The 12,352-nt window shown below is 52.3% G+C and carries 13 protein-coding genes, 1 tRNA gene and 1 other annotated feature; of the genes, 9 read left to right on the top strand and 5 right to left on the bottom strand.

What is annotated here, in order from left to right:
* Nucleotides 1-43: 43 nt before the first annotated feature.
* The gene (rph, locus tag BMX45_RS15705) at nt 44-802 is read left to right on the top strand and encodes a ribonuclease PH (RefSeq protein WP_015733982.1); all 759 of its coding nucleotides are present in this window, start codon (nt 44-46) and stop codon (nt 800-802) included.
* 4 nt (nt 803-806) lie between these two features.
* Nucleotides 807-1,439, top strand: coding sequence for an XTP/dITP diphosphatase (locus BMX45_RS15700; protein ID WP_090910467.1), 633 nt, complete (start codon nt 807-809; stop codon nt 1,437-1,439).
* A 74-nt stretch (nt 1,440-1,513) separates the two neighbouring features.
* Here BMX45_RS15700 and asnB read toward each other — a convergent pair whose 3' ends face one another.
* Nucleotides 1,514-3,358, bottom strand: coding sequence for an asparagine synthase (glutamine-hydrolyzing) (gene asnB / locus BMX45_RS15695; RefSeq protein WP_090910466.1), 1,845 nt, complete (start codon nt 3,356-3,358; stop codon nt 1,514-1,516).
* A gap of 162 nt (nt 3,359-3,520) precedes the next feature.
* Here asnB and BMX45_RS15690 point away from each other — a divergent pair, with 162 nt between their 5' ends.
* The 3 genes from BMX45_RS15690 to BMX45_RS15680 all read left to right on the top strand — a co-directional run bounded on the left by BMX45_RS15690 (nt 3,521) and on the right by BMX45_RS15680 (nt 6,032).
* Nucleotides 3,521-3,835: a hypothetical protein gene (locus tag BMX45_RS15690; protein WP_090910465.1), complete on the top strand. Its 315-nt coding sequence runs from the start codon at nt 3,521-3,523 to the stop codon at nt 3,833-3,835.
* 52 nt (nt 3,836-3,887) lie between these two features.
* The gene (locus tag BMX45_RS15685) at nt 3,888-4,253 is read left to right on the top strand and encodes a hypothetical protein (protein ID WP_036662602.1); all 366 of its coding nucleotides are present in this window, start codon (nt 3,888-3,890) and stop codon (nt 4,251-4,253) included.
* A 297-nt stretch (nt 4,254-4,550) separates the two neighbouring features.
* Nucleotides 4,551-6,032 (top strand): copper amine oxidase N-terminal domain-containing protein, encoded by a 1,482-nt coding sequence (locus BMX45_RS15680; protein WP_090910464.1) that lies wholly within the window; start codon nt 4,551-4,553, stop codon nt 6,030-6,032.
* A gap of 49 nt (nt 6,033-6,081) precedes the next feature.
* Here BMX45_RS15680 and BMX45_RS15675 read toward each other — a convergent pair whose 3' ends face one another.
* Nucleotides 6,082-6,378, bottom strand: a complete 297-nt coding sequence (locus BMX45_RS15675) for a magnetosome magnetite crystal formation protein family (protein ID WP_090910463.1) — start codon at nt 6,376-6,378, stop codon at nt 6,082-6,084.
* A gap of 159 nt (nt 6,379-6,537) precedes the next feature.
* Here BMX45_RS15675 and BMX45_RS15670 point away from each other — a divergent pair.
* The 3 genes from BMX45_RS15670 to BMX45_RS15660 all read left to right on the top strand — a co-directional run bounded on the left by BMX45_RS15670 (nt 6,538) and on the right by BMX45_RS15660 (nt 7,858).
* Nucleotides 6,538-6,611 (top strand) — tRNA-Arg (locus tag BMX45_RS15670).
* Between the two features lie 280 nt (nt 6,612-6,891).
* Nucleotides 6,892-7,356, top strand: coding sequence for a GNAT family N-acetyltransferase (locus tag BMX45_RS15665; RefSeq protein WP_090910462.1), 465 nt, complete (start codon nt 6,892-6,894; stop codon nt 7,354-7,356).
* A gap of 61 nt (nt 7,357-7,417) precedes the next feature.
* Complete coding sequence (locus tag BMX45_RS15660) at nt 7,418-7,858, top strand: hypothetical protein (RefSeq protein ID WP_090910461.1); 441 nt, start codon at nt 7,418-7,420, stop codon at nt 7,856-7,858.
* Between the two features lie 85 nt (nt 7,859-7,943).
* On the opposite strand, the gene BMX45_RS15655 is transcribed toward BMX45_RS15660, so the two are convergent.
* From BMX45_RS15655 to BMX45_RS15645, 3 genes are all read right to left on the bottom strand, one after another.
* Nucleotides 7,944-9,806, bottom strand: a complete 1,863-nt coding sequence (locus BMX45_RS15655; RefSeq protein ID WP_090910460.1) for an arginine--tRNA ligase — start codon at nt 9,804-9,806, stop codon at nt 7,944-7,946.
* Between the two features lie 57 nt (nt 9,807-9,863).
* Nucleotides 9,864-10,089, bottom strand: a binding site (T-box leader).
* Nucleotides 10,090-10,147: 58 nt separating this feature from the next.
* On the bottom strand, nt 10,148-10,912 hold the full coding sequence (locus tag BMX45_RS15650) for a class I SAM-dependent methyltransferase (RefSeq protein ID WP_090910459.1): 765 nt from the start codon (nt 10,910-10,912) through the stop codon (nt 10,148-10,150).
* A 143-nt stretch (nt 10,913-11,055) separates the two neighbouring features.
* Nucleotides 11,056-11,484: an EamA family transporter gene (locus tag BMX45_RS15645; protein WP_009591741.1), complete on the bottom strand. Its 429-nt coding sequence runs from the start codon at nt 11,482-11,484 to the stop codon at nt 11,056-11,058.
* A 132-nt stretch (nt 11,485-11,616) separates the two neighbouring features.
* Here BMX45_RS15645 and BMX45_RS15640 point away from each other — a divergent pair, with 132 nt between their 5' ends.
* Entirely contained in the window at nt 11,617-12,060 is a 444-nt protein-coding gene (locus BMX45_RS15640) for a GNAT family N-acetyltransferase (RefSeq protein ID WP_090910458.1), read from the top strand.
* Nucleotides 12,061-12,352: the final 292 nt, after the last annotated feature.

Here is a 12,352-nt window from a genome sequence, read left to right as displayed (position 1 = left end):
GAATGCTAATCAGGATTGCGATAAGAAGTAGGAGGCAGAAAACATGAGATCTAACGGACGTAAGAGCGATGAGCTCCGACCGATGAATTTATCGACCCATGTGAATAAATATGCGGAAGGCTCCGTGTACATCGAGATGGGGGACACCAAGGTGCTGATTACGGCAACCGTGGACGAGAAAGTTCCCCCGTTTCTGAAAGGACAAGGAAAGGGCTGGGTGACGGCTGAATATTCAATGCTGCCGCGCGCAACACAATCCCGCAACCAACGGGAAGCCAATCGCGGTAAACTCAGTGGCCGGACGATGGAAATTCAGCGGCTGATCGGCAGAGCGCTCAGGTCTGTTGTGAATCTGCATGCTCTTGGCGAGCGGACGATTACGCTGGACTGCGATGTAATCCAGGCGGATGGCGGAACGCGGACCACCTCCATTACAGGAGCATTTGTGGCTTTAGCCATAGCGGTAAATAAAATTGCAGAACAACATAAGTTAGCGGTATTCCCGATCACGGACTACCTGGCATCCATTAGCGTGGGCATTGCCGGCGGACAGGCGCTGCTGGATCTGAACTATGAAGAGGATTCCAAGGCGAAGGTGGACATGAACCTGGTCATGACCGGAAGCGGCAAATTCGTTGAGGTTCAGGGAACCGGCGAAGAGAGCCCGTTTTCCCGCGAGGAGCTGGATCAGATCCTGGAGCTGGGAGAACAGGGGATCCGCGAGCTTATCGAGCGTCAGCAGGAGGCGCTTGGCCCGATTGCGGCCAAGATCGGTTCCGTGAATGCGAGCACCGGAGTCTGATCCCATGAAACTGACACTTGGCGATACACTCATTGTAGCTACTCGCAATCAGGGGAAAGTCAAGGAATTCGCGCATGCTTTTGCTGCTTTCGGCACGGATGTAAAGAGCATGTACGATTACCCTGATCTGCCTGATGTCGTTGAGGATGGAGCAACCTTTGCAGCCAATGCATTCAAAAAAGCCAAGGAAGTCGGCGACGCACTGGGATTGCCTGTGCTGGCCGATGATTCCGGATTGTGCGTGGATGCGCTGAACGGCGCGCCCGGCGTTTATTCCGCCAGGTATGCGGGTGAGCATGGCGCGGACGAGGACAATAACGAGAAGCTGCTCGGCGAGCTCGAACGGTTAAGGCTCGGCGAGGACACCGAGCAGCCCCTGCTAAGTCCGGCCCGGTTCGTCTGCGTTCTGGTGCTGTATGATCCGGTCTCGGGAGAAAAGCTCGAGGCGGAGGGGAGCGTAGAAGGCTGGATCACTTCGGATCCTGCCGGAGCGGGCGGTTTTGGGTATGACCCGCTATTCTATTTGCCAAGCCATGAGAAGACGATGGCCGAGCTTTCCCTGGAGGAGAAGCAAGAGATCAGCCACAGGGGAAAAGCGCTGCGAAAGCTTGTAGCGGACCTGCAGGCGCTTAATTGATATACCATTCGCGAAAAAACCATACCGGCATGTGCCGGTATGGTTTTTTTTGATTTGTCGCAGTCCATAAGGACTTAACGGATGGATACGTTATATTCTTTGAGCCAGAAATGAACCTGGGCCAGGTAGGCAAACAGCTGCGGACCTGACATCAATTGGCCGAACCAAGGCAGATTGGAGGAAGCATCCGGCGAAGATGCCAGCTCCCGGATCCGGGCGGTATCGATGAGCGGCAGGAGCGGCGAAGAAGAATCATCCAGAATGGACAGCACCTGTGCTTTGACGGCCGCCAGATAGTTCGGATTATGGGTTTTCGGATACGGGCTTTTTTTGCGGTACAGGACGTCATCCGGCAGCACGCCTTCAAGGGCCTTGCGCAGAATGCCCTTCTCCCGGTCTCCTGTCGTTTTGATGCTCCAAGGGATGTTCCACACGTAATCGATGAGGCGGTGATCGGTATAGGGTACCCGGACTTCCAGTCCGACGCCCATGCTCATCCGGTCCTTGCGGTCAAGCAGGGTTGGCATGAAGCGGGTGATATTGAGGTAAGACATGATCCGCATTTTGGCCTGCTGCCCGGTTTCCCCGTCCAGCTTAGGCACTTCGGCTACCGCATCGGAGTAGCGGTCTCCGAGGTATTCCAGCGGCTTGATCCAGTCCCGGATTTCGGCAGACAGCAGCCCGGCTCTCATATCCGGCGCGACGGACCACGGAAAGGTACCGGAATTGAGCATTTCTTCCCGGTGGAACCAAGGGTAACCGCCGAATATTTCATCAGCGGCTTCACCGGATATGGCGACGGTTGCGCCTTTTTTAATCTCGCGGCAGAAGAGAAGCAAGGAAGCATCCACGTCGGCCATGCCCGGAAGATCCCGTTTTTGCGTGGAGACATCCAGCGCTTCTACCAGTTCGGGCGTGTCGAATTCGATCCAATGGTGGTTCGTGCCCAGCTCCTCGTGCATCCGTTTAATCCATGGCGCATCCGCTCCCGGCTGGAAGGAATGGGACTTAAAGTGTTTGTTGTTGTCCACATAATCCACGGAGTAGGTATGCACTTGTCCTTGGCCCGTCCGCTTGTAGTAATCGACGGCCAGCGAGGAAAGCGCGCTGGAATCGAGCCCGCCGGATAACAGGGAGCAGACCGGTACGTCGGATACCAGCTGACGCTCCACGGTGTCGCGGAGAAGTTCGCGAAGGAAGCTTGCCGTTTGGACGGCATCATCCTCGTGGGGCTTGCTTTCCAGCTTCCAATAAGTATACTTGCGCAAGCCTTCCCGGTTAAAGATCATGGCCATGCCGGGCCGGAGCTCCGATATGTCCTTGTAGACGCCATGTCCCGGGGTACGCGCCGGGCCGATAATAAATACTTCCGCAAGCCCTTCGGCCCCTACGACGGGCTCCACCTTCGGATGCTGCAGCAACGCTTTCGGTTCCGAGCCGAATACAAGCGTTCCGTCAATATAGCTGTAGAACAGGGGTTTCACACCCACCCGGTCCCGAGCCAAAAATACCTGTTCCCGGACGCTGTCCCAAATCGCGAAAGCAAATATTCCATTGAGGCGCTCCAAACACTCGGGGCCCCATTCGATATAGGAGACCAACAAAACTTCCGTGTCGCATTTCGTATTGAAACGATGACCGCGTCGTACCAATTCGTCCTTAAGCTCCGCAGCATTATATAATTCCCCGTTATATACAATGGCATAGACTTCCTCTTCCTGATGAATGATCATCGGCTGAGCGCCATTTTCGGGGTCGATCACGCTAAGTCTTCGGTGACCGAATGCGCACGGGTTGGAAATCCAGGTGCCGGATCCGTCAGGTCCGCGGTGAGCCAAACTTTCTGTCATTTTTACCAGCAGCTGCGAGTCCTGCGTCAAATCGCCGCTCCATTGTATAAAACCGGTTATTCCGCACATGACGGTTCATCCTCTCTTTGTCTTTGTCATACGCTGTCCACTCTTTTTAATCCTACGTCGCCAAAGTGATACAGATATATGCCGAAGGAAGGCATAAAATGTCTGTCCTTTTACGAAAACTAAGAAAGAGGACGAATATCAAAGAGAAGGAGAGATGCGTCCATGGAGAAGTCAACCTATTATGTTTCCGTACAGAGCCGGTCCGTGCTGACCGAGCAGGGAGCGAGCGCTTATGAATGGGAGATCGAAGCAACGCCCGAAGAGGCCGATCAAGTTCGGATTGAGCTGGATTTAATGCAGGAGAAGGACGAAGAAGCGACAGGCTACATGTTTCCTTGGCCGGATACGCCGCAACAAAGCGCCAACGCCCTGTTTCAATCTTCCTTGGACAAGGTGTATCGAACCATTTATCAATTGGGTACGCCGGCTACGCGCCAGCAAATGGAAGAGCTGCGGCTGCTCTCCGATTTGACATGAAAATATGAAGGATCGTGCTGTCCCAGTACATCTTGATGAAGGAGAATGTATGATGTATGCAATCAGAGATGCAAAAATCCGCCGGATTACGGAAGTAAACGGCGCCCCGTGCGCAGAGGTAGAGGTCTATCCTGCAGCGGAAGGGGAAAGCGCGTTGCTGGCTTATCTGACGCCATCTTCCCCATTGGGAGGCTACGAGCTGGTGAAAATTGTCCGCAGCAACGCCAGCATGGAGGTGGACTGGTTCGACAACAGCATGCATGATGCTTTTGTGGATGCCACGGACGAAGCATTCGAGAACAACGTTCAGTCCACGGCAGAGGAAGACCGCGATGCATTCAAGCAGCAGTTGCTTTCGACAGGCCAGCTATATGAGCAGCTAAACCAGCGGCTCAGCGAAGGCCCTCAATATTTCTAGAGCTTTGACGAACGAAGAGATCTGACCGGATACCATCGGCAGATCTCTTTTTGCATGTGCAGGTTCAACTATGAAAGATTGCATGGGGTTTTTACGCAGTTCTGCAAAAAAGGTCGAACAAAGATAGGTTTCTTGCCGATTTCGAGTTCGCTGCGGTAGGGAGTATGGACCATCCGGTACCCTTGTTTACGAAAGGGATACAAATAGGGCTTTTCCTCTATATGATTACTGGAGAATCCTCCCTATAATGTTGGATTAGTGTCATCTACTAACATAATGGACAAGGGGAGATTGGAATTGGGCAGATGGAATAAACATATCGTCAAGCTATGGGGAGCGGGATTCCTGGCGTTGTCGCTTACCTTGGGATCCGTGCAGATGCCGGCAAGCGCCGAAGCAACGCAGAACGTTACGGTTCTTGAATCATCTCATGAGCTCGTGAACGGCAAGATGCGCGTGACGGCGGACATTCGCAACGGAGGAACCGGAGCGGAAGCGGGATTCTATGTTGTCGGTTACGATGCAAACGGCCAAGCGCTTGAGGCAGTCGGTGATTCCGAATATATGATGAGCGACGAAATCGGTACATATGAAGTGGACCTTGACAGCGGCAGCAGCGTCAAGCGGGTGGAAGTGCTCCCGGCAGGACCGGCCGGTGATCAGGCGCGGCTGCTGGCATCCGGATACTATACGGGCAATGGCGTGGTCAACGTTTCTGGCGTCGTGCAGAATTCTACGGTCGGGCACAATGTGGGTTTGCTCGCCGTAGGGTATGATGCTTCCGGCAAAGCGGTCGAAGTGACATCGGCGGACAGCTACTTTGGCAGCAGCGATGTCGGCACCTTCGTCGTAGAGCTTAAAGCAGCCAAGCTGATCAAGAGCGTAAAGGTATCGGTCGTTGATCCGGTTGAGGATACCGTGAAGCTGCTGCAATCCGGCAGCCGCCTGGAGAACGGAAAGCTTATCGTTACCGGTTCGATTCAAAACCGGAATAAAGGCGGGCAGGCCGGCGTCATCGTTGTCGGCAGCAACGCCAGCGGCAAGGTTCTGGAGGTCAACACGACGTCCGGGTATCTTTCATCCAACGAAATCGCGAATTTCCAGGCCGAGCTGGAAGGCGGCAAAGCCATCAGCGACCTGAAGGTGTTCCTGACAGGCAACAGCCAGACGCCTAAAATCATAGCCGAGGGCAGAACGACCATCAACAACAAGCTTGTCGTTACGATCGGCGTGGAGAACGGGGATGTGTCGCAACGGATTACCGTGAACTCGACGGCGTACGATGCGAAGGGACGCTCCTTGGGGACCGATACGGACTCCATGTTCATGACCGCCAATGAAACGACGACCTTGCGCATTGATTACGATACTCGGGTCAAAAGCGTGAAGCTGAAATATTATGACCAATCCGGCAGAGAAATCGGAGAAGCGCCGATCCGCATCAAAATCAACGGCCAGCTCCAATCCTATGCGCAGTCGCCGGTGATGGTCGGAGGAAGCGTTCTGGTGCCTATGCGTCCGATCTTCGAATCCCTCGATGCTTCGGTCAAATGGGACCAAAAGACGCAAAGCGTATCTTCCTCCAAAGGCTCGACCCAAATCAAGCTGAAGATGGGCTCCAAGCAAGCGGTCGTTAACGGGAAGACCGTCACGCTGGATTCGGCGCCACGGATGGTGAAGGGCACCACGATGGTACCGCTGCGTTTCGTGGCATCCGCGCTGGGCTGTGAAGTGAAATGGGACGGCAATGAGAAAATGGTATTGATTACGACCAAATAATGCGAAAAGGACCATGCGGTAAGCGCATGGTCCTTTTTACATGGTAAGTTCAATAAGCGTGTTCCCTCAGCACTTGAATGCCCATGATCACGTTATACACAAAAGCCCCGAAGTAGATGATGCCGAACAGAATGAGGTATCCGATGACGGAACCGAAGGAGCCCGAGGTCACGGCCATGTAGATTAACGGGATCGCTGCCACAACGGGGAACAGATGGGAGAACAGGGCGCGGCGTGCGTGCTTGGCCACATAGGCGTCCGGAGACAGAATCCATACAAGGACAGGAAGGATGAACGGTGCAAAGAAGATGCTGAAATACGATAAAGAGGATAAAAGCTGTCTCATGGTATCACGCTCCTGAAGTCATTCTCATGTTTACATATTACCCAGTAAGCAGGCTCCTGATTCGGTTAGGTGATCATCCCGAAAAAAAGTGCTTTGAAAAATACAAAAGATGCGATATAATATACTTCGTTACTGTTTAAAACATTTTCATACATATATGTCCCAGTAGCTCAGCTGGATAGAGCAACGGCCTTCTAAGCCGTCGGTCAGGGGTTCGAATCCCTTCTGGGACGTAAAAAAAGACACCGTCATATGACGGTGTTTTTTACGTCCCGTGAGGATGAGAATCCCAACTGGGGGTTCGTCGGAGCATACGCTTCGGTAGGATTACATCGCAGTCGGCCCGAAGGGCCGTATCCCGACTGGGACAAAACGTCCCGTGAGGATGAGAACCCCGAGTTGGGGTTCGCCTGCGCATACGCTTCGGTAGGAATACTTCGCAGTCGGCCCGAAGGTTCTCTTGCAAACGAAAGGTATTCGTGACACGATTAGAACAGTGGAGGGATACATGGGATGAATGATATCACTATGACATTGGTAAGAGAGACTCACAAGGATCTTCAGGAGCTCATCGCGAAGCTGGACGATTACTTATCGACGTTATACCCGGCGGAAGGCATATTCGGGCTGGATCTGGCCGATCCCAAAGTAAGAGAAATGCTATTCGTGGTGGCTTACCATGATGGCCAGCCTGTCGGCTGCGGAGCCATCCGGCCGCTGGATGCAGAATCGGTTGAAATTAAACGGTTTTTCGTGGATGTCCCGTATCGAAATAGGGGAGTAGCTTCCCGGATCCTGCTCTTTCTGGAAGAGCAAGCGAAGACGCGGGGCTATCGTTTCTCGCGCCTGGAAACAGGCGAACCGCAGAAGGAATCCGTTCATTTTTACAAGAAGCTGGGGTATGCTCAGATTGAACCGTTTGGCGAATATATCGGGAGCGAATACAGCTTATGTTTTGAGAAGAGTCTGACATCCTAGCCATTTGGTCTTATAATAGAAGAAAAAATATTTTACGAACCCTATCGAGGAGGCATCGAGCATGCAGCTTACTAAAATATCACAGAATACCGCCATTCTATTGGAGCATGCCAGAAAATCGGGACTGACTTCTTCCGATCTGCTGGAGGCTGTGCGCTCAGGTGAGGCAGAAAGATTCCAAATCGCCAATAACGGCCATTTTCACTATGAGGAATTATTCTCTTACGCAAAAGAGCATGGGGAAGATCTGGAGAAGGCCGTTAGCGAGGGGTATCAAATTACGTTTAATACCCGCAACGGGTTGAAGATCTGGCTGGAGGAAGCCTTCCGCATCAGCTCGGAATCTGATTTTAGCGTGGGCGAGGGCATTATCGAAGGATTGAAGCTCCAGGAGGAGCAGTTGGCTCGCTTGAAGGAAGCGCTGGCTGTCAACTGGACCCTTCAGGAAGAGCCGGCGGCAGACGGCGTACAGGTCAGATTGACTGTCAGAGGATTGCAATAAAATAAGATAGCCACCGTACTTGATCAACACAATAGTACGGTGGCTTTTTTATAAAGCAAGAAACGCTGAGTTCTTCAGAGTGAATTTACATCCGGCTCGGCGTAGGCAAACCCAGCACCTCCAGCGCTTCGCCAAGGGTGTTCTTGAATAAGAAAGTGAGCCATACACGGAATTGGAGTACTTCCTCCGCTGCCTTCAGAATCGGGCATGCCGAGTAAAAATTGTTGAACAGGGAGCACAGCTCATAGGTGAAGTTGCAAATGGCACTAGGAGATAGATCCCGTCCGGCGGCATATAAGGTATCATGCCAGGTGCTGATATGCCGCAGCAGCGCATGTTCCGCTTTTTCCATAGCAGGGAACCGGGCAGGCACAGACGGCGTAACCTCGGCTTCTTGAGCTTTATTAAGCACGCTGAGTGCACGCGCGTAGGAATAGAGCAAATACACCCCCGTATTCCCCGATATTTCAGTGGCCTGCTTCAGATCGAACACCACCTCGGTTTGCAGTGCAAAGCGAAGCAGGTAGTAACGGATGGAGGCGGTTGCGATCGCATGGCTGGACAAACCGTTTTTATCGGATCGGGTGTCCTCGATGACCTTGGCTACTTGATGAATAAGCTCGGTGATTTTGATCCCGATTCCCTGACGTCCGGACATCGCATAGGATGCCTTGCCGTCGGAAGTATCGATGCCGAGATCCGCTGCAGCGGAAGGGCTTAACGAGACGACGCCGTAACTGACATGGCGCAGTTTCTCAGCCTCTTGTTGGAAGCCCAGGCCTTCCAAAGCCTGCTTCACCATCGCCTGCGGGTACTGCTGCCTGTAATCAATGACGTTGATGACCATGTCCGCTTTGCCGTAAGAACGCTCCTCGCCGTGCGAGCTCGTCGTCCAAACCTCGTCGGTGAATTTTTTATATACAAAATCATTGGAAAGCACGCCGTATTTCCACAAGTGGTAGGCGATGTCCTTGGCGGTGTATGTCAGGATGCCATTGGAGCGCACCAGCACTTTATCGATGCTGTGGTCCGACTCCGCCTCGTCTCCGGCTTCGGTTCCTGATTGCTTGAGCACCCAGCAGCCTGCAAGTTTACCCTCGGTTTCCTGATGGAAAAGCGGGGTATTCTTCAACAGTTCGAACGCCGACGCCCAGAACCCCTCCCTAACAATGCTGCTCTCCCATACAAGCAGATCGTATTCAATGCCGAACTGCTTCATCTCCTCAAGATGCTCCTTAACGATTCGCTCGGCAACGAGCAGTCCAATCCAGGAAAGGTTCTGATTGCCCTCTTCCAATGCGTGCAGAACCTCGGTCCGATGCTGAACCAGCCCCGGTTCCCTTTCGTAGGCTTTATTGGTGCTTGAATACACGTCCCAGCAGTAATCGCCGAACCGGGCATGCTCCTTCGTCAGCGGCGTGTGGAGCAAGCCGACCACCGTATCCGCCAGCTGATTGCCCAGGTCGTCGATATAATTATGCACCTCGACCTCGTAACCCAGCTTCCTCATCAATCTCACAAGCGTATCGCCAATACAGGAATTTCGAAGATGGCCGATATGGGCGGACTTATTCGGGTTGATGGACGTGTGCTCAATGACGATCTTTTCGTTAGCTGCCGGGGGGAGTTCAAAATGGTGGCTCGCCCAATACTCCCAATCGATGCGCAGATTCATAAAGCCCGGAGCGACAATCTCAGTCGAGCGGACGAGCTGTTTGTAGGATGCGTCCTGCTCGAGCTCGGCTTGGATCAGCTCGGCGATTTGCAGGGGAGCCTTGCGTAGCACCTTAGCAAGCTGCATCGCAACGTTGGTTGCGTAATCCCCATGCTCCATGTTGGCAGGCTGCTCGATCCGGATCGGAGTGGACTCCGGCAGTTTGGTGCCGTAGGCTTCGCAGACCTGGTTCACGGCTTGTTGAAGGCTCGAAATAATCTGATGACTTAACACGGTAAATCCCCCTTTAAAAATAAAACGACTCAGAAAATCAAAAAAGCCCTCATCTCCTAAAGAGACGAGGACTTGTGCTCGCGGTACCACTCTTGTTGTTAAACCCCGCAAGGGTCTAACCACCTTCATACGATAACGGCGTAAGCCGGGGCTCCCTACAGCATGCTGCTTCGGAAGGCCATCTCCTGGGTCCGCTTCACGGCCGACTTTGTACCGGTTTCCACCCTCCCGGCTCGCTTGGACTAAAGTCAAGTGCAGTTACTCTCCCAATCAACGAAAATAATATTCTCAAGTTTTTTCATATTATAACCATTCTATTTAGAAAAGCAACCCCCCAATGGCTAAATCTTTTCTGCAAATACTCGCAGGCGCCGGTAATCCGCGTAGAAAGCATCCTCTTGCCATAGCGTCGATTGAGCAGCTTGGCTGATGCTAGCGATCGCTTCGTCCTTCGCCTCAGCCGAGAATCCGGCAAAAAAGCAATCGCCAAAATGCAACAGCCAATGCTTTATGCCGTCCTTGCCTTCGGACAATCGCGTGGGACGGTCGAAATGATGGGCGAGATGCACGCGGAACCCTTGGGCTTCAAGCAGGCTGGCATACTGCCCAAGACTAGGAAAATACCACGGATTCCGGGCGTCCGCATCGATTCCATAATGATCGGCGAACACGGTTTTCAAGGCTTGGTAGATGCCGTCTATATTCCCTTTCCCTCCGAACTCGGCAACGAATCGGCCGCCGGGCTTAAGGGCTCGATGAACGGAGCGTATCACGCTTTCAGCATCCTTCATCCAGTGCAGGGCCGCGTTTGAGAAGACGGCATCGTATGGCGTTTCGGTTTCGAAGTTCTCGCCATCCCCGGTTAGGAACGGAAGTCCAGGATATTTGCTTTTGGCCCGCTCAATCATCTCGCTGGCATAATCCATGCCGGTTACATGTGCGCCCGATTTGGAAATTTCGTGAGTCAAGTCGCCGGTTCCGCAGCCCAGATCGAGAATCCGTTCTCCCGGTTGAGGCGACAGCAGCTCTGCCGCTCCTTTTCCATAAGCAGATACAAACGATAACTGTCGATCGTAATCGTAAGGTTTCCATACTTGCTCTGACATAACAACACCCCTCCACGCATGATTTATCCTCATTGTGACATGATCCGCTTATAATTAGAAATATATAAACTTGATAAGAGTTATAGTTTTAGATAATAAGATGAAAAACAAAAAGCCGCTGTGTCAGCGGTTTATGTAGAGGACTATTTAACGGCAACAAGAAGCGCACCAACGGCAATGAGTGCAACGCCGGCTGCGTTAATCCAGGATATTTTCTCACCCAGAAACACAAAGGCCAGGATCACGGCAATGACCACGCTCAGTTTATCGATAGGACCTACCTGCGATACTTTGCCGTATTTTAACGCAAGAAAATAAAATAGCCAGGACAATGCGCCAGCGATACCGCTGAGCACAATAAAGCTGAGTGCCTTTTTCTGAACCAGAATTTCTCCGAGCTCCGAGAATTTCCCCTGAACTCCTACGACCCCCAGCAGAAACAGGGCCATAATGACGGAGCGAATGGCCGTTGCCGAATTGGCATCGATGTTTTGCAGGCCTATTTTTCCAAAAATGGCCACAAGTGCCGCAGTGACTGCCGACAGCAATGCGTATACAAGCCATAATGGCATGCGTACCTCTCCTTTTTGACAAGATAAAGTCTCTGATTAATGTACCGGATTCCTTTATAATAGTATAGAGCAATTTGAAGGATCTCATGAGTGTTCAAAGGATTGAACGACTTGGAAAGGGTTGGATGAAAAATGACACATCATATCGCGGCTTATACAGAAGCTTACCATGATCAGCTGGTGGAATTATGGCTTCGTGCCGTATCCCAAACGCATGATTTTCTGACGGAGGAAGATATCCGGTTCTATTATGGCATGATGCAAAGCGGGGCACTGAGGTCCGTGGAGATCTGGATGTGCTTGAATACGGAACAGGAAGCGATTGGATTTATCGGACTGGACGGCTCCAAAATCGAGATGCTGTTTGTGGATCCCCTGCACCACGGCCAAGGGACGGGAACGAAATTGATCCGGCATGCCGAACGGCTGAAGGGGCCCGGACTTCAAGTGGATGTGAATGAGCAGAATCCCAAGGCCCACGCTTTTTATAAAAAATACGGATTCGTACAGATCGGCCGTTCGGAGCTCGACGGTTCCGGAAAGCCGTTTCCGCTTATTCATATGCAGCTGCGGTAATGTCATGGATCGGCACAGCTGAGTCCGCGATAATCGCGAGTATAATATTTTCGAAAAGCAGCCTATCTTTGGGTGAAAGAACAGCATTTTAACCAATCCAATGAAAAAGGGAGTGCAGCTAAACTGGAGGAGCCAATGAAGCTTTTTCCGAGCAACCTGTCGTTTCGCTATCCTTGGCGCTCCTATCAGAAGCGCGTGCTCCACGGGCTTGACCATCATCTGAAGAATCGTCAATTGCATCTGGTGGCACCGCCCGGTTCAGCCTGCTGTTCTCGGCCGCCATTGCCTTGAT

Source organism: Paenibacillus sp. cl141a (assembly GCF_900109305.1).
GTDB lineage: Bacteria > Bacillota > Bacilli > Paenibacillales > Paenibacillaceae > Paenibacillus_AQ > Paenibacillus_AQ lautus_A.
Note: the sequence above shows the minus strand (reverse complement) of the source record. Positions and strands in the feature narration are given on the sequence as shown.

What these genes read in the sequence shown, in the direction of transcription:
- rph (WP_015733982.1), top strand. Translation starts at nt 44, where the DNA reads ATGAGATCTAACGGACGTAAGAGCGATGAGCTCCGACCGATGAATTTA.
- BMX45_RS15700 (WP_090910467.1), top strand. Translation starts at nt 807, where the DNA reads ATGAAACTGACACTTGGCGATACACTCATTGTAGCTACTCGCAATCAG.
- asnB (WP_090910466.1), bottom strand. Translation starts at nt 3,358, where the DNA reads ATGTGCGGAATAACCGGTTTTATACAATGGAGCGGCGATTTGACGCAG.
- BMX45_RS15690 (WP_090910465.1), top strand. Translation starts at nt 3,521, where the DNA reads ATGGAGAAGTCAACCTATTATGTTTCCGTACAGAGCCGGTCCGTGCTG.
- BMX45_RS15685 (WP_036662602.1), top strand. Translation starts at nt 3,888, where the DNA reads ATGTATGCAATCAGAGATGCAAAAATCCGCCGGATTACGGAAGTAAAC.
- BMX45_RS15675 (WP_090910463.1), bottom strand. Translation starts at nt 6,378, where the DNA reads ATGAGACAGCTTTTATCCTCTTTATCGTATTTCAGCATCTTCTTTGCA.
- BMX45_RS15665 (WP_090910462.1), top strand. Translation starts at nt 6,892, where the DNA reads ATGAATGATATCACTATGACATTGGTAAGAGAGACTCACAAGGATCTT.
- BMX45_RS15660 (WP_090910461.1), top strand. Translation starts at nt 7,418, where the DNA reads ATGCAGCTTACTAAAATATCACAGAATACCGCCATTCTATTGGAGCAT.
- BMX45_RS15650 (WP_090910459.1), bottom strand. Translation starts at nt 10,912, where the DNA reads ATGTCAGAGCAAGTATGGAAACCTTACGATTACGATCGACAGTTATCG.
- BMX45_RS15645 (WP_009591741.1), bottom strand. Translation starts at nt 11,484, where the DNA reads ATGCCATTATGGCTTGTATACGCATTGCTGTCGGCAGTCACTGCGGCA.
- BMX45_RS15640 (WP_090910458.1), top strand. Translation starts at nt 11,617, where the DNA reads ATGACACATCATATCGCGGCTTATACAGAAGCTTACCATGATCAGCTG.